This is a genomic window from Rhodanobacter sp. PCA2 (assembly GCF_013620825.1).
Lineage (GTDB): Bacteria > Pseudomonadota > Gammaproteobacteria > Xanthomonadales > Rhodanobacteraceae > Rhodanobacter_A.
Map to the genome: position 1 here is coordinate 19729 of NZ_NJIC01000021.1, position 20472 is coordinate 40200.

At 69.4% G+C, this 20472-nt stretch carries 22 protein-coding genes; 16 read left to right on the forward strand and 6 right to left on the reverse strand.

Annotation, left to right across the window (positions count from 1 at the left end; translation table 11 throughout):
- The 3 genes from PCA_RS08885 to PCA_RS08895 all read right to left on the reverse strand — a co-directional run.
- Window positions 1-1531 (reverse strand): efflux transporter outer membrane subunit (locus PCA_RS08885; protein ID WP_181302390.1); only part of this gene is annotated, 1531 nt, incomplete at its 3' end.
- 11 nt (window positions 1532-1542) lie between these two features.
- Window positions 1543-2067, reverse strand: coding sequence for a MarR family transcriptional regulator (locus PCA_RS08890; RefSeq protein ID WP_181302258.1), 525 nt, complete (start codon window positions 2065-2067; stop codon window positions 1543-1545).
- 69 nt (window positions 2068-2136) lie between these two features.
- Window positions 2137-2919 (reverse strand): TatD family hydrolase, encoded by a 783-nt coding sequence (locus PCA_RS08895; protein WP_181302259.1) that lies wholly within the window; start codon window positions 2917-2919, stop codon window positions 2137-2139.
- Between the two features lie 194 nt (window positions 2920-3113).
- On the opposite strand from PCA_RS08895, the gene PCA_RS08900 reads away from it, so the two are divergent.
- A complete protein-coding gene (locus tag PCA_RS08900; protein WP_181302260.1) occupies window positions 3114-3740 on the forward strand; it encodes a glycine zipper 2TM domain-containing protein in 627 nt (208 codons plus the stop codon).
- Between the two features lie 26 nt (window positions 3741-3766).
- Window positions 3767-4249 (forward strand): glycine zipper 2TM domain-containing protein, encoded by a 483-nt coding sequence (locus PCA_RS08905; RefSeq protein WP_181302261.1) that lies wholly within the window; start codon window positions 3767-3769, stop codon window positions 4247-4249.
- A 111-nt stretch (window positions 4250-4360) separates the two neighbouring features.
- On the opposite strand, the gene PCA_RS08910 is transcribed toward PCA_RS08905, so the two are convergent.
- Together PCA_RS08910 and PCA_RS08915 are read right to left on the reverse strand one after the other, a co-directional pair.
- A complete protein-coding gene (locus tag PCA_RS08910; protein WP_255436750.1) occupies window positions 4361-4795 on the reverse strand; it encodes a cell wall hydrolase in 435 nt (144 codons plus the stop codon).
- Between the two features lie 476 nt (window positions 4796-5271).
- A complete protein-coding gene (locus PCA_RS08915) occupies window positions 5272-6075 on the reverse strand; it encodes a folate-binding protein (RefSeq protein WP_181302262.1) in 804 nt (267 codons plus the stop codon).
- Window positions 6076-6207: 132 nt separating this feature from the next.
- On the opposite strand from PCA_RS08915, the gene PCA_RS08920 reads away from it, so the two are divergent.
- The 14 genes from PCA_RS08920 to lpxK all read left to right on the forward strand — a co-directional run bounded on the left by PCA_RS08920 (window position 6208) and on the right by lpxK (window position 19201).
- Entirely contained in the window at window positions 6208-6372 is a 165-nt protein-coding gene (locus PCA_RS08920; RefSeq protein WP_181302263.1) for a DUF1674 domain-containing protein, read from the forward strand.
- Window positions 6373-6456: 84 nt separating this feature from the next.
- Window positions 6457-6852 (forward strand): succinate dehydrogenase, cytochrome b556 subunit, encoded by a 396-nt coding sequence (gene sdhC / locus PCA_RS08925; protein WP_181302264.1) that lies wholly within the window; start codon window positions 6457-6459, stop codon window positions 6850-6852.
- Window positions 6849-7244 carry a succinate dehydrogenase, hydrophobic membrane anchor protein gene (sdhD, locus tag PCA_RS08930; protein ID WP_181302265.1) on the forward strand — a complete coding sequence of 132 codons (396 nt, stop codon included), beginning with the start codon at window positions 6849-6851 and terminating at the stop codon, window positions 7242-7244. The genes sdhC and sdhD overlap by 4 nt, the downstream gene beginning before the upstream one ends.
- 5 nt (window positions 7245-7249) lie before the next feature.
- Window positions 7250-9037 (forward strand): succinate dehydrogenase flavoprotein subunit, encoded by a 1788-nt coding sequence (sdhA, locus tag PCA_RS08935; protein ID WP_181302266.1) that lies wholly within the window; start codon window positions 7250-7252, stop codon window positions 9035-9037.
- A gap of 21 nt (window positions 9038-9058) precedes the next feature.
- The gene (locus tag PCA_RS08940) at window positions 9059-9838 is read left to right on the forward strand and encodes a succinate dehydrogenase iron-sulfur subunit (RefSeq protein WP_181302267.1); all 780 of its coding nucleotides are present in this window, start codon (window positions 9059-9061) and stop codon (window positions 9836-9838) included.
- A 242-nt stretch (window positions 9839-10080) separates the two neighbouring features.
- Window positions 10081-10329: a succinate dehydrogenase assembly factor 2 gene (locus PCA_RS08945; protein WP_181302268.1), complete on the forward strand. Its 249-nt coding sequence runs from the start codon at window positions 10081-10083 to the stop codon at window positions 10327-10329.
- Entirely contained in the window at window positions 10301-10738 is a 438-nt protein-coding gene (locus PCA_RS08950; protein WP_181302269.1) for a hypothetical protein, read from the forward strand. The genes PCA_RS08945 and PCA_RS08950 overlap by 29 nt, the downstream gene beginning before the upstream one ends.
- 109 nt (window positions 10739-10847) lie before the next feature.
- Window positions 10848-12089: a lipoprotein-releasing ABC transporter permease subunit gene (locus tag PCA_RS08955; protein WP_181302270.1), complete on the forward strand. Its 1242-nt coding sequence runs from the start codon at window positions 10848-10850 to the stop codon at window positions 12087-12089.
- The gene (gene lolD, locus PCA_RS08960; protein WP_181302271.1) at window positions 12082-12798 is read left to right on the forward strand and encodes a lipoprotein-releasing ABC transporter ATP-binding protein LolD; all 717 of its coding nucleotides are present in this window, start codon (window positions 12082-12084) and stop codon (window positions 12796-12798) included. Before PCA_RS08955 ends, lolD begins: the two co-directional genes overlap by 8 nt.
- A gap of 97 nt (window positions 12799-12895) precedes the next feature.
- Window positions 12896-15214, forward strand: a complete 2319-nt coding sequence (locus PCA_RS08965; protein ID WP_181302272.1) for a DNA internalization-related competence protein ComEC/Rec2 — start codon at window positions 12896-12898, stop codon at window positions 15212-15214.
- Between the two features lie 116 nt (window positions 15215-15330).
- Window positions 15331-15990, forward strand: a complete 660-nt coding sequence (locus tag PCA_RS08970; protein WP_181302392.1) for a MotA/TolQ/ExbB proton channel family protein — start codon at window positions 15331-15333, stop codon at window positions 15988-15990.
- Window positions 15991-15997: 7 nt separating this feature from the next.
- Window positions 15998-16429, forward strand: a complete 432-nt coding sequence (locus PCA_RS08975; protein WP_181302273.1) for a biopolymer transporter ExbD — start codon at window positions 15998-16000, stop codon at window positions 16427-16429.
- Entirely contained in the window at window positions 16426-18207 is a 1782-nt protein-coding gene (gene msbA, locus PCA_RS08980; protein WP_181302274.1) for a lipid A export permease/ATP-binding protein MsbA, read from the forward strand. Before PCA_RS08975 ends, msbA begins: the two co-directional genes overlap by 4 nt.
- Before the next feature lie 10 nt (window positions 18208-18217).
- Window positions 18218-19201 carry a tetraacyldisaccharide 4'-kinase gene (gene lpxK / locus PCA_RS08985; protein WP_181302275.1) on the forward strand — a complete coding sequence of 328 codons (984 nt, stop codon included), beginning with the start codon at window positions 18218-18220 and terminating at the stop codon, window positions 19199-19201.
- Here the strand turns inward: lpxK and hutI are convergent.
- On the reverse strand, window positions 19187-20410 hold the full coding sequence (gene hutI / locus PCA_RS08990) for an imidazolonepropionase (protein ID WP_181302276.1): 1224 nt from the start codon (window positions 20408-20410) through the stop codon (window positions 19187-19189). The two genes, lpxK and hutI, sit on opposite strands and share 15 nt — an antisense overlap.
- Window positions 20411-20472: the final 62 nt, after the last annotated feature.

The following is a 20472-nucleotide window of genomic DNA, read 5'->3' on the forward strand; positions in this document are numbered from 1 at the left end:
AGCAGGACCAGGCCGTCACCTTGCACGCGCAGGCGCTGACCACCGATCTCGCCCTGATCAAGGCGCCGTCGGCAGGCATGCGGTAGCCGCCGCCCAGCGCCTTGATCAGGGCGAGATCGGTGGTCAGCGCCTGCGCGTGCAAGGTGACGGCCTGGTCCTGCTGCTGCAGCAACTGGGCCTGCGCGGCAAGGCCTTCGCGCGCGTCGCGCACGCCGCGCTGGAGGCGCGCCTGCGCGCTGGCGACCAGCCGCTGGTCGGTGCCGATCTGGCTCTGCTGCTGCCCGCGGCTGGTGGCGAGCTGTTCCGCGGCCAGCGCCTGGCTGGCGACCTCGCGCGCGGCATGGAACACGGCGGCGTTGTACTGCGCCACCGCGTCGTCGAGCTGGGCGCGGCTGATGCCGTAGGCGGCCTTCAGGCGGCCGCCCTCGAAGATCGGCAGGTGCAGCGCGGGCGTGAGGCCGAACACGCGGCTGCCGGCGCTGAACACGTTGCCGAGGTCGCCGGAGCTGCCGCCGCCGAACAGCGCGGAGCTGCCCTGGTTGGTGCTGGACAGCCCTGCCAGCGCGGTGATGCTGACGTCGGGGAAGAATTGCGCGCGCGCCACGTCGGTCTGTTTCAGCGCCGCTTCCACCTGCCAGCGGCTGGCGGCGATGTCGGGGCGGCGGGCGATCAGGTCGAGCCTGGCATCGTCGGGCAGGGCGCCGCTGGTGGTGGGCAGCGGCCGCGGCGCCAGCGGCGGCAATTGTGCGGGCGCCACGCCGAGCAGGGCGGCCAGCGCGACCTTGCGGATCTGCGCCGAGCTTTCCAGCATGGTCTGCGCCTGTTCGACCGAGACCACGCGCGAGCGCGCCTCCTGCACGGTGTCGGGCAGGTCCACGCCTTGCCGCACGCGCAGTTCGGCGATCGCCAGCAGGCGCCGCTGCACGGCCAGCGACTGCCGGGCCAGCGCCAGCCGCGCCTCGTCGGCCAGCCAGCCGAAATAGGTGTCGGCCACCGCGTTCTGTATCGTCAGCGCGGCGGCGCTGCGCTGCGCCTCGGCCGCGTGTGCCTGGTCCAGCGCGCTCTCGATCGCGGCGCGTTTCTTGCCCCACCAGTCGAATTCGTACTGGAACTGCAGGCCCAGGTCGGCCTGGTTGTACCAGGTGAAGCCCAGCAGCTTCGGCGGCATCAGGCCGTGCTCGCTGATCCGTTGCCGGCTCAACTGCGCGCTGCCGTTGATGCTGAGCCCGGCCTGCGCCGCGGCAAGCTTCACCGACTGCTCGGCGGTGCGCACGCGGCCCTGCGCCTGCACCAGGTCCGGCGACTGGTCCAGTGCCGTCGCCATCAGTCCGTCCAGTTGCGGATCGCCGTAGCCGCGCCACCAGTCGGCGGCCGGCCAGCCGGCGCGGGTGGGCGCGGACAGGCCGGCCAGCGGCACGTCGTCGCGCAGGGCGGGATGCTGCACCTTCGGCGGCGCGAACGCGCAGCCGGCGAGCGCCAGCGCGACGGCAAGGGCCAGGGCCGCGCGCAGGCGGGGCGGGGCGGAGGTCATCGGGGACTCCTTCACGACGCGTCGTCCGCGTCGAGCTGGTCGAGGTTGCGGGCGAGCTTGCGCAGCAGGCGGCTGAGCTGGCGCCGGTCGGTGGCGCTGAAGCCGTCGAACATCGCCTCCACGCGGGGAAACATCGGCGGCAGCATCTTCTTCACGAAGCGGCGGCCGGCGGCGGTGATGCGCATCAGCACGCAGCGGCGGTCCCGTTCGCTGGTGCCGCGCGAGATCAGGCCGCGATGCACCAGCGCGTTGCCGATGCGGGTCATGTTGGTGCTGCCCTGGGACGCGAACTCGCACAGCTGGCCGGGCGTGGAGCTGCCGTCCGGGCGCGTGTGCAGGATCATCAAGGTGAGGAATTCGCTGTGGTTGAGCTGGTGCGGCTTGAGCTTTTCCGCCAGCCCCTCGTCCATGCGCTGACCCACCATCAGCACCAGGCGGCACAGCCTGGCCTGTTCGGCGGGCAGCTCGGGGATCACCTCGTGCATGCGCCCGATGCCCTCGTCCATCATCGCGATGCAGTCGTTCAGGCACGCCATTTCATCAGTTCATATTCCATTGGTGAAATAAATACTGGAGCATGCGGGCGCATCACGCAAGTGTCGCGTTCATTGGTCGACGGACGGATCGGGCAGGCGGAACAGCCGGCGGGTGTTCGCGGCGGTGGCGGCGGCCACCTCGCCTTCCGGCTCGCCGCGCAGCGCCGCCACGCAGCGCAGCACGCCGACGACGCGGGCCGGCTCGTTGCGCTGGCCGCGATGGTCCGCATCCGGCTGGTCGGGGGCGTCGCTTTCCAGCAGCAACTGCGCGATCGGCATCGTCGCCACGATGCGTCGCAGCCGCTGCGCCCGCTCGTAGGTCACCGGGCCGCCGATGCCGATCAGGAAACCGAGCTGCCACAGTCGGTGCGCCTGCTCCTCGCTGCCCGAGAAGCTGTGCACCACGCCGCGCACGCCCGGGTGGCGGCGCAACGTGAGGATCACTTCCTCCAGCGCCTGCCGGGTATGCACGATCACCGGCAGGTCGAACTCGCGGGCCAGCGCCAGTTGCCGCGCGAAGCAGTCGCGTTGCCGCGCCGGATCCAGCGCCGGGTCGTGGAAATCCAGCCCGGTCTCGCCGACGGCGACGACCGGGTTCGCGGCGCACCATGCCGCCAATGCGTCGAGGTCGCCCGCCCCATGCCGCGACAGGTACAGCGGGTGCAGGCCGTAGGCCGGGAAAAGCCGGCGCGGGTGGGCGGCACACAGGTCGCGGATGCGCGGCCAACTCGCCGCGTCCACGGCCGGCACCACCAGTTGCCCGACGCCGGCGTCGGCCGCGCGCTGCAGCACCAGGGGCCGATCGGCATCGAACGCGGGGTCGTCGAGGTGAACGTGACTGTCGGCAAGCACGGGCGTAAATTGTTTCGATCTTCGGGGATTCGGGACTGGCGCAGGTGCCGGTTGAAGCAGTGTCGGTGTGAAATTTGTGTAACGGCGATGGTCTAGGCGGTATTCAGACTCGTGAAGGTTCAATGGCTCCACCAACGGTGCGGTGCTGCCTGCCGCACCGTGCTTCGGCTGACAATCGACAGAGGAGGATGGTCATGAAACGTTTGATGGTCAATGCACTCAACGTGGGGATTGCTGCAGCGCTGGCCGTCAGCGTATCGGCCTGCAACCGCAGCGCCGACGCCGGGACCCAGGCTGCGCAGGCGGGCGTGGCGGCTACGGCGCCTGCCGCCGCGGCCCCCGCGCCGGCACCGGCGCCCGTGCAGCAGCCGGCCGGTCCGCAGTACGCCCAGGTGGTGAGCGTGACGCCGGTGCGCTCCGAAGCGGGCGCGCCGCGCCAGGTCTGCAAGGACGAGGTGGTGAATCACGCCGCGCCGCCGAAGGACCAGCACAACATCGCCGGTACCGCCATCGGCGCGGTGGCCGGTGGCCTGCTGGGCAGCATGGTCGGCGGCGGCAAGGGCAAGACCGTCGCCACGGTAGCTGGTGCGGTCGGCGGCGGCTACGCCGGCAATCGCATCGAGAACGCGCACCACAAGCCGCAGGTGACCTCGACGGTCGAGCGTCGCTGCAGCACGGTCGCCGGCCAGGCCAGCAAGATCGTCGGCTACGACGTGCAGTACGTGTACAACGGCGTAACCCGCACCACGCGCATGGATCACGATCCGGGCGATCGGGTGCAGGTCCAGGAGGGCGTCTCCGTCGTCGGTGACGCGCGTTGACCATCGACATCGGAAGGAGCAGGACGATGAACGGTTCGATTCGGAGAGTGGTTCCCGCCGCGGTGCTGGCTGCCGGACTCGCGCTGGGTGGATGTGCCACCGGGCCGGGCTACAACCAGGGCGGCTACTACCCGCCGCAGCAGGGTTCCGGCTACGGCGGTCGCTGCCAGAGCTGCGGCGTGGTGCAGGACGTGCAGCCGGTGTACGTCGACAACGGCGGCGGCAACGGCGGCGTGCTCGGCGCGGTGATCGGTGCGGTGGCCGGCGGCGTGCTGGGCAACACGGTCGGCAAGGGCGATGGCCGCAAGGCCGCCACCGTGGTCGGCGCGGTGGCCGGCGGCGTGGTCGGCAACCAGATCGGCAAGAACTCCGATGGCGGCGGCAACGCGTGGCGCATCGTGGTGCGGCTGGACAATGGCCAGTACGCCACGGTCACGCAGCGCGAGAATCCGAACGTCCGCAACGGCGACTACGTGCAGGTGAACAACGGGCGCGTCTATCCGAGGTGATTTCATCGCATCCTTGAATGGACGTCTGGACGTCTGGATGGCCAAACAAAAAGCCCTCGAAAGAGGGCTTTTTGCTGCCTGGCGGCGCGGCTTCGGCGGAATCGCTTCGGTTCAGTTCACGGCGTAGAACGTGTGGTCGCCGATCGTGATGGAGCGCTTGTTGCGCGACCACGCGGGCGTCACCGCAGCGGTGGCGAAGTGGTCCGCGCGCGGCACCAGCATGTTGCGCTGGTTCGGCGGCAGCTGCCACACGTGGATCATGCGCCCGGCGATTTCCCAGGCCTTGTGGAACGCCTCCACGTTGCTGATCTCGAACGAGCCGGGCGTGGTGGTGGTGGCGAACTGGTGCGGCGCCATCACGACCTCGCACACCGTGTCGCCCCACTGGCCGCGTTCGCGGCGACGCATCGCCACTTCGGCGACGGCCATCTGGCCGACGGTGGTCTGGCTGCGCGCCTCCAGGTATACCGTCGTGGCCAGGCAGGCCTGGTTCGCGACGGGTTGCGGCATCAGGGTGGTCAGCCACAACAACATGGAAAGTTTCATTTTCGTCTGCCTCCAGCGTGCTGTACGCGCGGACGAGCGAAAAGTCCGTAGCGCCGTTGCGGTGGACGGGCGGGCAGGCCGTTCCACCTGGATTGATCGCACGGCCGAAACCGGTGGCCGGGCGAGTGGATGCCACGCAATGTGGCGTTCGAACGGCATTTGCACGTGCAGCCGATCGGGAGGTGTTGCGGAGGCGCTTGCTGACGTCTGTGGTCGTGCAGTCCTGCAACGGATTCCGCACTCAGGCGGGATGTTCCATCCGGCGATTTCTCGCCAGGTCGCGCCGATGCGGAATCTTCCGGTTCGTCGCGTGTTTCGGCAGCCGTGTCGTGGGGCGCCGCGAATGAATGGTGGGCGGAGCCTAACGGCGGATTTTCCCCACGGCAAGTGCCGGGGTGGTTCGGTTCAACGTGCGCTCACGCAAAATCGCCGATCAAGATGAACGGATGTTCACGGAACGCGACGATGCGCGCGTTTCAATTTTCCCAGCGATGCCGGATGGACAACGCGAGGTCGTCGTCGAGTTGCAGCAACGTGTTCTCCGTCGACGTCGATGCGATGTCGTCGTCCAGTACCGCGAGTGCGTCGATGCGGTTGTCGTCTTCGATCGCGTCGAGCAGCGTGCCGACTTCGTTGCCGTCGCGCCGCAGGATGTCGCCCGGCGTCGCGCTGCGCGTCAATCGCACGTTGCACAGGTGACGTTTGTGACTGCCGCGCCAGTGCATGCGCGCGACGATTTCCTGACCCGGATAGCAGCCCTTGTCGATCGCGACGGCGTGCAGGCGGTGCAGCGACAGCGCCGGCGGCAACAGCGCATCGAGTGCGGAGTCGGGCAGCCACGGCCAGCCGAGTTGCAATTGCATCCGGCGCCACGCGTCGTCGCGTTCGCCGTCGACCGCGAGGCGCAGCGCGTGCGTGCCGCAGCCGAACACGATGCCGCCGTTCTCGTCGTGCAGCGCATGCAGCGGCAACGCGGCGGCAGTGGCCGCTGCGCGCCACGGCGAAGCCTGCAACACCAGTCGACTGCGGAACACGTATCGGCGCAACGCATCGCCGAGCGTCGCCGCGTTGCCGCCACGCAGCAGCAGCAGCAGGCGTTGCTCGTCGAGTCGCGCCAGATGGAACAGCGCGCGCACGCGGCCCTGCGGGCTCAGCCATGCGCCGAATTGCCACATGCCGACCGGCAACGACTGCACGTTGCTGCTGAATTGCGCCTGGGCGAAGGCGAGCGCATCGGGGCCTTCGATCAGCAGGGTTTCGACGTCGGCGGTGGGCGACATGGACAGGCCTCGATATGGGTGACGGCGGCGCAACGCAAGTCGTCCCGGCGAAGCGCAGGCGGCGCTCTCGACGTTAGTCAAGGTTGTGCGGCATTGCGGCAAGTATTACCCTTCGGCGGCTTGTATACGACCATGTCCGAAACTTCCGACCCGACCGAATCCAGGCCAGTCCCCGCTCCGGCGAAACCGGCGGCGGAGCCTGCACGACCTGCGGGGGAGCGGGCGGCGGAGCGACCGGCACCCGATCCCACTCGCTATGGCGACTGGGAAAAAAACGGGCGCTGCATCGACTTCTGAAGCGTCGTGGGGCGGCATCCGTCGTCGTGCGCGTGCGGTTTCGGCTTGGCAGACAGTTCCAGCGATTCCACCAGGATAGCCGCCATGGCAGACACGCGACGACCGCTCTCACCGCACATCCAGATCTACAAGTGGCAAGTGCAGATGGTGACTTCCATCCTGCATCGCGCCACCGGCGTCGCGCTCGCCGTGGGCACGCTGCTCGTGGTCTGGGGCCTGCTCTCGCTGGCCACGGGCGAGGCCGCATTCAACCAGTACAAGACCTGCGTGGGCAGCCCGCCGGGCATGGTGCTGCTGGTCGGCTGGAGCTGGGCGCTGTTCTATCACCTGTGCAACGGCATCCGTCACCTGATCCAGGACGCCGGCGCCGGTTACGCCATTCCGCAGTTCGTGCGTTCGAGCTGGCTGTCGGTGATCGGCAGCGTGGTGCTGGTGGTGCTGGTCTGGGCCTGCGTGCTGACCTGCGGAGGTGCCGCATGAGCACGAACGCGAACGACCTGCGCAATCCCCTGAAGCGCGCGCGCGGCCTCGGCTCGGCGCAATCCGGTGCGACCCACTGGTGGCGGCAGCGCGTCACCGCCGCCGCGCTGGTGCTGCTGGGCCTGTGGTTCGTGGCCCTGGTGCTGTCGCTGTTGCACGCCGACTACGCCACGGCGAAGGCCGCGGTGGCGAAACCGTGGAACGCGCTGCTGCTGATCCTGTTCGTGGTCACCGCGTTCTGGCACGCCGTGCTGGGCCTGCAGGTGGTGATCGAAGACTACGTGCACACCCGCTGGAAGGAAGTGGCCTTGCTGGTGGCGATCAAGTTCCTCGCGGTGCTGTGCGCGCTCGCGGGCGTGCTGTCCGTTCTGCGCATCGCACTGGGAGCCTGAGGCCGATGGAAAGCTACAAGATCCAGCAACACAAGTTCGACGTGATCGTGGTCGGCGCCGGCGGTGCGGGCCTGCGCGCCACCTTCGGCCTGGCCGAGAAGGGCCTCAAGGCCGCGTGCGTCACCAAGGTGTTCCCGACCCGTTCGCACACCGTGGCGGCGCAGGGCGGCATCGCCGCGGCGCTGGGCAACATGGGCGAGGACGACTGGCGCTTCCACTTCTACGACACCGTGAAGGGCGGCGACTGGCTGGGCGACCAGGACGCGATCGAGTACATGTGCCGCGAGGCCATTCCCTCGGTCTACGAACTGGAGCACTACGGCGTGCCGTTCTCGCGCACCGAGGAAGGCCGCATCTACCAGCGTCCGTTCGGCGGCATGACCACGCACTACGGCAAGGGCACCGCGCAGCGCACCTGCGCCGCCGCCGACCGTACCGGCCACGCCATGCTGCACACGCTGTACCAGCAGGCGCTGGCGCACGACGCCACGTTCTTCATCGAGTACTTCGCCACCGACCTGATCTTCGACGACGAGGGCGTCTGCCGCGGCGTGCTCGCGCTGGACATGAACGAGGGCACGCTGCACGTGTTCCGCGGCCAGGCCGTGGTGCTGGCGACCGGCGGCTACGGCCGCGCCTACTTCAGCGCGACCTCCGCCCACACCTGCACCGGCGACGGCGGCGGCATGGTGCTGCGCGCGGGCCTGGCGCTGCAGGACCTGGAGTTCGTGCAGTTCCATCCCACCGGCATCTACGGCGCGGGCTGCCTGATCACCGAGGGCGTGCGCGGCGAAGGCGGCTACCTCACCAATTCCAAGGGCGAGCGCTTCATGGAGCGCTACGCGCCCAGCGCGAAGGACCTGGCCTCGCGCGACGTGGTCAGTCGCGCGATCACCGTCGAGATCCGCGAGGGCCGCGGCGTGGGCGAGCACCAGGACCACGCCTTCCTCAACCTGATGCACCTGGGCCCCGAGGTGATCCACGAGCGCCTCCCGGGCATCGCCGAGTCGGCGCGCATCTTCGCCGGCGTGGACGTGACCAAGGAGCCGATCCCGGTGCTGCCCACCGTGCACTACAACATGGGCGGCATCCCGACGAACTACCACGGCGAGGTGGTGCAGAAGAAGGGCGACGACGTCGACGCCGTGGTGCCTGGCCTGTTCGCGATCGGCGAGGCGGCCTGCGTGTCGGTGCACGGCGGCAACCGCCTGGGTTCCAACTCGTTGCTCGACCTGGTGGTGTTCGGCCGCGCGGTGGCGCACCGCTGCGCCGAGATCATCAAGCCGGGCCTCGCGCACAAGGACCTGCCGGCGAGCGCGCTGGACAAGGCGCTGGCCCGCTTCGACGGCCTGCGTCATGCCGACGGCGACCTGCCCACGGCGAAGATCCGCCTCGACATGCAGCGCACCATGCAGGCCGACGCCGCGGTGTTCCGCACCGGCGAGACCCTCAAGGAAGGCTGCACCAAGATCGACGCGGTGCACGCCTCGTTCGGGCAGGTGCGCGTCAGCGACCGCTCGATGGTGTGGAACTCCGACCTGATCGAGACGCTGGAACTGTCCAACCTGCTCGACCAGGCGGTGGGCACCATGCACTCGGCCGAGCAGCGCACCGAGAGCCGCGGCGCCCATGCGCGCGAGGATTTCCCCGACCGCGACGACCACAACTGGATGAAGCACACCATGGTCAAGGTGGACGAGGGCGGCAAGGTCGGCTTCGACTATCGCCCGGTGCACCTGTACACCCTGACCGACGAGGTCGAGGTGGTGCCGCCGAAGAAGCGCGTCTACTGATACCCGGACTGGAGAGCCGCTGTGGCAGAGTTTTCGCTACCCAAGAATTCCAAGATCCAGCCGGGCAAGCACTTCCCCGCGAAGGATGCGAAGAAGCCCCGTACCTTCCGCATCTACCGCTGGAGCCCGGACGACGGCCAGAACCCGCGCATCGACACCTATGAGGTCGATCTCGCCGCGTGCGGCCCGATGGTTCTGGACGCGCTGCTGAAGATCAAGAACGAGATCGATCCCACGCTCACGCTGCGCCGTTCCTGCCGCGAGGGCATCTGCGGTTCGTGCGCGATGAACATCGACGGCACCAACACGCTGGCCTGCATCTGCGCGATCGACAATGTGGCCGCGGGCGACGTGAAGATCTACCCGCTGCCGCACATGCCGGTGGTGAAGGACCTGGTGCCCGATCTCACGCACTTCTACGCGCAGTTCGCCTCGATCAAGCCGTGGATGCGCACGCAGAGCGCTCCCCCGGACCGCGAGCGCCTGCAGTCGCCGGAAGACCGCAAGAAGCTCGACGGCCTGTACGAGTGCATCCTGTGCGCCTGCTGCTCCACCTCGTGCCCCAGCTACTGGTGGAACGGCGACCGCTACCTCGGCCCGGCGATCCTGCTGCAGGCCTATCGCTGGATCGTGGACAGCCGCGACGAGGACACCGGCGCCCGCCTGGACGACCTGGAAGATCCGTTCAAGCTGTACCGCTGCCACACCATCATGAACTGCGCGCGCACCTGCCCGAAGGGCCTGAACCCGGCCAAGGCGATCGCGGAGATCAAGAAGCTGATGGTGGAACGCCGCGCTTGACCTTTCACCCCTCTCCCCTCCGGGGAGAGGGCAGAGCGTGACCTTCGCTTTTCCTCTCCCCTCCGGGGAGAGGGCAGGGTGAGGGGCGGGGCTCGCGGGGAATTGGCTGAGGAAGGGAGGCTTCGAATGATGGCTCGGCGCGAGATTGGCCCCTCACCTCAATCCTCTCCCCGGAGAGGAGAGGAAGCGAAGGCGGCTTCGCAGCGTTGTTTGATTGAAACGCCGCGCGAGGATTGATCACCATGGACGCAGCCCGCATCAAGCGCCTCCGCTGGCGCACCCGCCGCGGCACCCGCGAGCTGGACGCGCTGTTCGGCGGCTGGCTGGACACGGCTTTTCCGCATGCCGACGAAGCGCAGCAGCAGGCGTTCGACGAGCTGCTGGATGTGCAGGACCCCGACCTGTGGGACTGGGTGATGGGCCACGGCCGGGCGCCGCGCGCGGACTGGCAGGCGATCATCGATGACATCCGCGCCCGCCATCGGCTTTGAGTACCGACCCTCGCGCTGGCTGCCGCGCCTGCTGTGGGTGGTGGCGCTGCTGGCGGTCCTCGCCATTGCGCTCTCCGGGTTGCATGCCGCGCTGAAAGCGCTGCTCGCCGTGCTGGTCGTCGCCGCGGTGTTCCGCGCCGTGCGACGCTGGTCGTCCTCGCCGGTGACGGCAGCCGGCTGGAGCACCGAAGGGGGCTGGAGCCTGCGCCTGGCCGATCACAGCGACGCGCCAGCCAGCCTAGCCTCGTTCCGCGTGCTGGGCGCCTGCATCCTGATGCGCCTGCGCGCGCCCGCGCTGGGCGAACAGGTGCTGCTGCTGGCGCCCGACAACAGCGATACCGACATCCGCCGCCGCCTGCGCATGCGGCTGGCCACGGTGCAGGCGGGCGAAGCCGTGCCGCGCATCTGAATGCTGGGTGCCTGCCGGCACTTCGCCGCCCCTGCGTTGTCCGAGCGAATGCCGGATAATGCCGGCTCCGTCGGGCGAGCCGCCCATCGAATCCACCAGCGACCCGCCCATGTTCCGACCGCTAGAGCTTTTCATCGGCTTGCGCTACACCCGCGCCAAGCGGCGCAACCAGTTCATCTCCTTCATCTCCGCCGTCTCCATCGTCTGCATCACGGTCAGCGTGATCGCGCTGATCGCGGTGATGTCGGTGATGAACGGCTTCAGCTACCAGATGAAGACGCGCATCCTCGGGGCGATCTCGCACGCCACCATCTCCGGCATCGGCCAGAGCATGGAGGACTGGCCGCGCGCGCTGGACATCGCCCAGGCGAACCCGCACGTGCTGGGCGCGGCGCCGTACGTGGAAATCAACGCGCTGCTGCAGGGCCGCACGGCGGCGCCGGCGCTGGCGCGCGGCATCGACCCGGCGCTGGAGCCGAAGGTGGTCGACCTCGGCCAGCACATGGTGCGCGGCAGCCTGGACAAGCTCACGCCGGGCAGCTGGAACATCGTGCTGGGCCAGGACCTCGCCACCCAGCTCGGCGTGGGCGTGGGCGACCAGGTGACGATGCTGGTGCCCGAGTTGCGCGCCACGCCGTTCGGCGGCGTGCCGCGCCTGCGCGGCTTCCATGTGGTGGGCACCTTCAGCGTCGGCATGGAGCAGTTCGACTCCGGCCTCGTGCTGATCAACATCCAGGACGCCGAAAAGCTCGGCAGCCTGTCCGGCCCCAGCGGCATCCGGCTGAAGCTGGACGACCTGTTCAACGCGCGGCCGGTGGCGCATGAACTCGCCGACAAGCTGGGCCAGATCTACCAGATCCGCACCTGGGAGCAGGACAACGCCAACCTGTTCTCCGCGATCTCGATGGAGAAGAAGGTGATGGGCATCATCCTGTCGCTGATCGTGCTGGTGGCGGTGATCAATCTGGTCTCGATGCTGATGATGCTGGTCACCGACAAGCAGGCCGACATCGCCATCCTGCGCACGCTGGGCGCCACGCCGCGCAGCGTGATGGGCATGTTCATGGTGCAGGGCCTGCTGATCGGCCTGGTCGGCATCGGCTTCGGCGTGAGCCTGGGCTCGCTGCTGTCGTGGAAACTCCCGGCCATCGTGAAGTGGATCGAGCACGTCTTCCACGTGCAGTTCCTGTCGCCCGACGTGTACTACATCACCGAGGTGCCCAGCCGGCTGGAATGGGCCGACGTGGGCTGGGTCGCGGTGGTCACCTTCGCGTTCTCGCTGTTCGCCACCCTGTATCCCGCGTGGCGCGCCTCGCGCACGCAGCCGGCGCAGGCGCTGCGCTATGAGTGAGAAATCCCCGATGCCGTCGAACACGCCCGTGCTGCGCGCCCGCAACGTGGCCAAGACCTATGCCGAAGGCGGCCTGCGCACCGAGGTGCTCTCCGACGTCAGCTTCGAGCTGAAGCGCGGCGAGACCATGGCGATCGTGGGCGCCTCCGGCTCCGGCAAGAGCACGCTGTTGCACATCCTGGGCGGGCTGGACACGCTCAGCGCGGGCGAAGTCGAGGTGGACGGCCACCAGCTTTCCCGGCTTTCCGACGCCGAGCGCGGCCGCGTGCGCAACCGCTCGCTAGGCTTCGTCTACCAGTTCCACCACCTGCTGCCCGAGTTCACCGCGCTGGAGAACGTGTGCATGCCGCTGCTGATCCGCGGCATCGCGATCGGCGAGGCGCAGAAGCAGGCCACGACCCTGCTGGAACGCGTGGGGCTGGGCGCGCGCACCCAGCACAAGCCGGCGGAACTCTCCGGCGGCGAGCGCCAGCGCTGCGCGGTGGCGCGTGCGCTGGTGACCCGGCCGGCCTGCGTGCTGGGCGACGAACCCACCGGCAACCTCGACGAGGGCAATGCCGCCCAGGTCTACGCGCTGATGCTGGAACTCAACCGCGAGATCGGCACCAGCTTCATCCTGGTCACCCACGACCACCGCCTTGCGGCGCGCATGGACCGCACCCTGGTGCTGCATGGCGGCGTGTTGCGGGAAGCGGTTCGGCCCGCGTAACGAGCCAGGCCAGTGGGCGGGTTTCCCGCCTACAGGCTTTTCGTCCATCGTCCGAAGGACTGCGCGCTAGCCTCGACCCGGTCTCCCGGGGATGGCCATGGCGCCAGCAAGCCGCAAACCCTTCGCTGCCACGCGGGTAGCGCCAGCGCTGCTTCTTGGCGTGCTGGCGGTGCAATGGCTGCCGGCGCTGCCGCCGGCGTGGCTCTCTTTCCTGCTGCTGTTGCCTGTCGCAGTGGCGTTCTGGCGTTGGCCGCGCTGGCGCCTGCCGATGTGCGTCTGCGCCGGTGCGCTGTGGGCCATGCATGCCGGCGCCGATGCGATGCACGCGCGCCTGCCGCGTGCGCTGGAAGGCCGCGACTTCGTGGTGACCGGGCACATCGACGAACTGCCCTTGAAGCGCGAGGATGCCACGCGTTTCGCCTTCGTCGCCGACCGCGTCACCCTCGATGGCGCTCCCGTGCCCGTGCATGGCCGGATGATGGTGTCCTGGTACGATGCGGCGCCGTCGCTCCAGCCTTGCGAGCGCTGGCGCCTGTTGTTGCGGCTGAAGCGGCCGCGCGGCCTGCTCAATCCCGGCACGGCGGACGGCGAGCGCATGGCCCTGCAGCGGCGCATCGTGGCCACCGGCTACGTGCGCGAGGACGCCGGCAATGCCTTGCTGGGCCGCGCATGGTGCGTGGACGGCGTGCGCGGCGCGATCGCGCAGGGGATCGCCGAGCGGGTGCGCGACCCGCACGATGCGGCCCTGCTGCAGGCGTTCTCGGTGGGCGATACGCGCGGCCTGGGCCAGCAGGATTGGGAAGTGGCGCGCGCGAACGGCATTCCGCACCTCATCGCGATTTCCGGTTTCCACGTGGGCGTGGCGGCGGTGTTCGGCGTGTGGCTGGCAGCACTGCCGTACCTGCTGTGGCCGGGCCTTGCGCTGCGCCTGCCGCGCATGCAGGCGCAGGCGGCCGGTGCGCTGCTGGTGGCCGGCATCTACAGCGCGCTGGCCGGCTTCGGCCTGCCTACGGTGCGCACGCTGCTGATGATCGCGGTGGTGGCGCTGGCGCGTTGCAGCCGGCGCGGCGGCCACGGCGCGCAGTCGCTGGCGCTGGCCCTGATCGCGATCCTCGCCGTCGATCCGCTGGCGGTGCTGGCCGCGGGGTTCTGGCTGTCGTTCACCGGCGTGGGCCTGCTGATGCTGTGCCTGCAATCGCGCGGGCACGGCTTGCGCGCCTTCCTGCACGAACTCGGCGCGGGACAGATCCTGATGACGGTGTCGCTGATGCCGTTGACGCTGTGGTTTTTCGGCGAGGCCTCGCTGGTGGGCGCCTTGTCCAACCTGGTCGCGGTGCCGTTCGTGAGTTTCGTGATCGTGCCTTGCGCCTTGCTCGGCATGCTGTGCCTGGGCCTGTGCCCGCCGCTGGCCACGCCGGTGCTGTGGCTGGCGGCGCAACTGGCGCATGCGCAGTGGTGGTTGCTGGAGCGCATGGCGACCTGGCCGGGCGCGCACTGGTACCTGCCGCAGATGGCGCCATGGACGCTGCTGCTGGCGACGCTGGGTGCGTTGTGGCTGTTCCTGCCGCGTGGCGTGCCGCTGCGCGCGCTGGGCCTGCTGCTGTTCCTGCCGCTGCTGTGGCCGCCGCTGGCGAAGCCGGCGACCGGGGCGTTCGAGGTCTGGGTGCTGGACGTGGGGCAGGGGCTGTCGGTGCTGCTGCGTACCCGTGGGCACACGCTGCTGTACGACACGGGAGCGCGCTACCCGTCCGGCTTCGACCTGGGCGAGGCGGCGGTGCTGCCCGCGATCCACGCGCTGGGCATCGCTCGGCTGGACGTGCTGATGGTGAGCCATGCCGACAACGACCATGCCGGTGGCGCGCGGTCGGTTGCGGCGGCGTTTCCCGCGGCGCGGCGCTATGCCGGCGAGCCGGAGCGCATGCCTTTGCCGATGGCGCCCTGCACGAGCGGGCAGGCATGGGAGTGGGACGGCGTACGCTTCCGCGTGGTGAATCCTGCGCCGGATGCCGGCGGCAAGGGCAACGACCGTTCCTGCGTGCTGCTGGTGGAAGGCGCGGGCGGCAGGCTGCTGCTCACCGGCGACATCACCGTGAAGGTCGAGCCGCTGGTGGCGGCGGCGCTGGGCGACGGTCCGGCGCCCGTGTTGCTGGTGCCACACCATGGCAGCAAGACCTCGTCCAGCCAGGCTTTCATCGACGCGGTGGCGCCGCCGCTCGCCATCGTCTCGGCCGGCTGGCGCAACCGCTTCGGGCATCCGAAGCCCGAGGTGATGGCGCGCTATGCCGAGGCGGGCGTGCCGGTGCTGGACACCGCCGACAGCGGCGCGATCGGCATCGATTTCCCGGCCGGGGCCGCGGCGCGCATCACCGGTCGCTGGCGCCTGCGCGCGCCGCGCTACTGGCGCGAAAAACCCTGAATCACGGCTTGCATTCCGGGACTGCCACCCTCACCACGGAACCGGTGGGGGCGGCTGCTATGATGCGGCCTCTCCATATTTGAAGCCCGGTGGGACCGAACGTGCTCGATATCCTGATGGCTGGCGGCTGGGCCATGGTGCCCATCCTGATCTGTTCGCTGGCGGCGCTGGCGATCGTGCTGGAGCGCTGCTGGACGCTGCGGCGCAAGGCCGTGCTGCCGCCGGGCCTCGGCGAGGAAGTGCGCCAGTGGGCGCGCGCCGGCCAGCTCGATCCGGCTCATCTGGAAACCCTGTCCAACGGTTCGCCCTTGGGCGAGCTGCTGGCCGCCGCGCTGGCGGTGCGCAACCAGCCGCGCGAACTCATCAAGGAGCGTATCGAGGACACCGGCCGGCACGTGGTGCACGAGATGGAGCGCTACCTCAATACGCTGGGCACGATCGCGCTGATCGGTCCGCTGCTGGGCCTGTTCGGCACGGTGATCGGCCTGATCCGGATGTTCATGCAGGTGATGGCCGGCGGCATCGGCGACCCGGCGAAGATGGCCGGCGGCATCGGCGAGGCGCTGATCTGCACCGCCTCCGGCCTCACCGTGGCGATTCCCGCCTACATCCTGCACCGCTACTTCCGCTCGCGCGTGGCCGGCTACTGCGTGCAGATGGAAAAACAGGCCACCGCGCTGCTGGACGAGCTGACCCTGTCGCGACCGGCCGCTGCGCGTCCGCGCCGCACCGCCGCGGCGGCAGTCACCGCCGCTGCCGCTCCGGACGCGGGCTGAGCCGCGCATGCGCATCGGCAACGACCGCCGCCGGGACGAGTTCGAGATCAACGTGGTGCCGTTGATCGACGTGCTGCTGACCCTGCTGATGTTCTTCGTGCTCACCAGCACCTTCATCCAGCATTCGCGCATGCAGGTCACGCTGCCCAATGCCAGCGTGCAGGACCGCGACATGCACGCGCCCGCGCTCACCATCATGGTCGACCGCGACGGCCGCTACTGGGTGGGCAGCGATGCCGTGCCGGGCGAGGGCATCGACGCGCTGAAGCAGGTGATCGAGCGCAACGCGAACGGCGACCATGATCGCCCGGTGACGATCCGCGCCGACGCGCTGTCCTCGCACCAGAGCGTGGTGACCGCGATGGACGCGCTGGGCCAGCTCGGCTTCACGCGCCTGTCCATCGCCACCACGCCGGCGAAGCCGGGCGAGGCGCAATGAGCAGCGGCAAGACCGCGATCTGGGACGCCCACACCTGGGCCGTCTACAAGCGGTTGCTGGGTTACACCAGGCGCTACTGGGCGGTGGGCCTGGTTTCGCTGGTCGGCATGATCCTGGATGGCGGCGGGCTGGCGGCGTTCACCAAGCTGCTGAAGCCGATGATCGACAACCTGTTCGTGGACAAGGACCCGTACCTGATCTTCTGGATGCCGATCTGGATCGTCGCGATATTCTTCCTGCGTTCCATCGGAACCTTCGTCAGCAACTACGGCGTGACCTACATCGGCAGGCACGTGGTGCAGGCGATCCAGCGCGACGTGTTCGCCTCCTATTTGCGCCTCCCGGCCGCGTTTTTCGGGCGGGAGCCCTCGGGCCAGCAGATCTCGCGCATCACCTACACCAGCGAGCAGGTGGCTTCCGCCGCCAGCGACGCGGCGAAGATCGGCATCACCGACGGGCTCACCGTGATCTTCATGCTGTACGTGATGCTGAGCACCAGCCCGTACCTCACGCTGTCGCTTCTGGTCATGGTGCCGGCGATCGCCATGGTCGCCACCGTGGTGAGCCGCCGTTACCGGCAGATCAGCCGGCGCATCCAGGGCACCATGGGTTCGGTCACCGGCACCGTGGAAGAGGCGGTGGGCGCAAGCCGCGAAGTGCGCATCTACGGCGGCCAGGCCCACGAGGCCGGGCGCTTTGCCGAGGTGACCACGCACACGCGGCGCCTGAACCTGAAGATCGCGGCCACCAACGCCGCCTCCAGCTCCACCGTGCAGCTCGTGGCGGCCTTTGCGCTCGCTGCCCTGGTGTATCTGGGCACCCGGCCGGAGGTGCTGAACGATGCGATGACGCCGGGCACCTTTTTCCAGGTGCTCACCGCGATGGGCACCATGCTGCCCTCGCTGAAGCGGCTTACGAACGTGCAGGCGAACATCCAGCGCGGCATGTCGGCGGCTGAAGACCTGTTCGAGATCATCGACCTTCCGACCGAGGTCGACCGCGGCACCCGCGAACTGGCGCGCACGAAGGGCGACCTGCATTTCGAGGACGTGCAACTGGTCTATCCGCGCAACGATTTCCCCGCTCTGCGCGGCGTGGACCTGTATTGCGCGCCGGGCACCGTGACAGCGCTGGTCGGGCGTTCGGGCAGCGGCAAGAGCAGCCTGGTCAGCCTGCTGCCGCGCTTCAACGAACCCAGCGGCGGCCGCATCGTGCTGGACGGCGAGAACTACGAGGACTACACCCTGGCCTCGCTGCGCCGGCAGATCGCCTGGGTGGGGCAGAGCGTGGTGCTGTTCGACGACACCGTGGCCAACAACATCGCCTACGGCGAACTGGCCGGCGCCAGCGAGGCCGAAATCGTGGCCGCCGCAGAGGCGGCGAACGCGATGGAGTTCATCGCGCGCCTGCCCAAGGGCATCCACAGCCACATCGGCGAAGGCGGCAACCAGCTTTCCGGCGGCCAGCGCCAGCGCATCGCGATCGCCCGCGCCATCCTCAAGAACGCGCCGATCCTGGTGCTGGACGAGGCGACCAGCGCGCTGGACACCGAATCGGAGCGGCTGATCCAGCAGGCGCTGCAGCAGCTGATGCGCGACCGCACCACCCTGGTGATCGCGCATCGGCTGTCCACCATCGAGGGCGCCGATCAGATCGCCGTGATGGAGCAGGGTCGCATCGTGGAGCGCGGCACCCACGCCGAGCTGCTGGCGCTGGGCGGCCATTACGCCGCGCTGCACCGCATGCAGTTCCACGACGCGAACCTCGGCAGCGACTGAGAGTCGGCCCATGGCGCTCGCGGACGACCTCGTCGAAGCGTGGTACGGCAAGCGCCCCTGCCCATGGTGGACGCGGCCGCTGGCCGGCCTGTACGGCGCGCTCACCGCCTTGCGCCGCGCGTTGTATCGTCTCGGCGTACTGCGACGCGTGCGCCTGCCGGTACCGGTGATCGTGATCGGCAACCTCACGGCGGGCGGCACCGGCAAGACGCCGCTCGCCATCGCGCTGGCCGCGGCGCTGCGCGAACGCGGCCTGCGCCCCGGCGTGGTCAGTCGCGGCCACGGCGGCCGGCAGCGCGAGCCGATGTTGCTGGACGCGGTCCCCGATCCCGCCGAGGTGGGCGACGAACCTTGCCTGATCCGCGCCAGCGGCGTGCCGGTGGCGGTGGGACGCGACCGTCCCGCGGCGGCGCAACGATTGGTGGCGGACGGCTGCGACGTGCTGATCGCCGACGACGGCCTGCAGCACTACCGTCTCGCCCGCGATCTGGAAATCTGCGTGATCGACGGCGTGCGCCGCTTCGGCAACGCTCGCCTGCTGCCTGCCGGCCCGTTGCGCGAGCCGTTGCGCCGGCTGGTCCGCGTCGATCTGCGCGTGTGCAACGGCGGTACGCCGCAGCCTGGCGAATACCCCATGCATCTTGCGGGCGGCGAGGCGGCGAGCCTGGATGGCGAACACCGGCAACCCTTGTCGGCCTTTGCGGGACAACGCGTGCATGCGGTGGCGGCGATCGGCAACCCGGCGCGTTTCTTCGCCAGCCTGCGCGACGTCGGCATTGACGCGATCGAGCATGCCTTCCCCGATCACCACGCCTTCGTCGCTTCCGATCTCGCGTTCAGCGATGAATTATCGGTGCTGATGACCGACAAGGACGCGGTGAAGTGCCGCGCGTTCGCCCAGCCGCACTGGTGGCGCGTGCCGGTGCGTGCCGAGTTGCCGACGGCGTTCTTCGATGCCGTGCTTGCGCGCGTCGGAGCCTCAGGGCGCGACTGATTCGCCCGCCACGTAGACCGTGCGGGCGAGCGGTCCGCCGATCCAGTAGCAGAGTTCGGCGGGATGCTGCGCATGCCATGCCACCAGGTCCGCACGCTGGCCGACGGCGAGCGTGCCGCGGTCGGCGAAGCCCAGAGCGCGGGCCGCGTGGGTGGTGATGCCGCGCAGCGCTTCTTCCGGCGTGAGCCGGAACAAAGTACAGGCCATGTTCGCGGCCAGCCGCAGCGAGAGCAGGGGCGAGGTGCCGGGGTTGCAGTCGGTGGCGATGGCGATCGGCACGCCGTGTTCGCGCAGCGCAGCCACCGGCGGGAGCTGCGTTTCGCGCAACGCGTAGAACGCGCCGGGCAGCAGCACGGCCACGGTGCCGGCCTGCGCCATCGCGGCAATGCCGGTTTCGCCGAGGTGTTCCAGGTGATCGGCGGAGAGGCCGCCGAAGCTCGCCACCAGGGCGGCGCCGCCCTGGTCGGACAGTTGTTCGGCGTGCAGCTTCACCGGCAGGCCCAACTGCGTGGCGCGCTCGAACAACCTGCGCGTCTCGGCAGGCGTGAAGGCGATGCGCTCGCAGAACGCGTCCACCGCGTCGATCAGCCCTTCGGCCGCCAGCGTTGGCAACATGTCGTCGCATACGAGCGCCACGTAGTCGTCGCGGCGCTCCTTGTATTCCGGCGGCAGCGCGTGCAGGCCGAGGAAGCTGGTGCGTACGGTGATGCCCAGCTCGATGCCGATGCGCCGCGCCACGCGCAGCATGCGACGCTCGGCGTCAGGCTCCAGCCCGTAGCCGGACTTGATCTCCAGCGTGGTGACGCCATCGGCGAGCAGGGCGCGGGCGCGCGGCAGCGACTGCGCGAACAATTCATCTTCATTTGCCGCGCGGGTGGCGCGCACGCTGGACACGATGCCGCCGCCGGACTTGGCGATGTCCTCGTAGCTGGCGCCGTTGAGGCGCATGTCGAATTCGTGGGCGCGGTTGCCGCCGAACACCAGATGCGTATGGCAGTCCACCAGCCCCGGCGTGAGCAGCGCACCGCCCAGGTCCCCGGTGCGTGCGGCGACCGCATCCGGCGGCAGCTCGCGCATGGACCCCAGCCAGGCGATGCGGCCGTCGACGCAGGCCAGTGCGCCATCCTCGATCAGGCCGAACGGCGCATCGCCGGCGAAGGTCGCCAGGTTGGCGTGGGTGAGCAGCAGGTCCCAACGGGAAGCGGGCATGGCGGCAGCGGCGCCTCGATGGCATGCGGTTTCGGCGGTCCGCCGATTATCGCAGAGCGCGC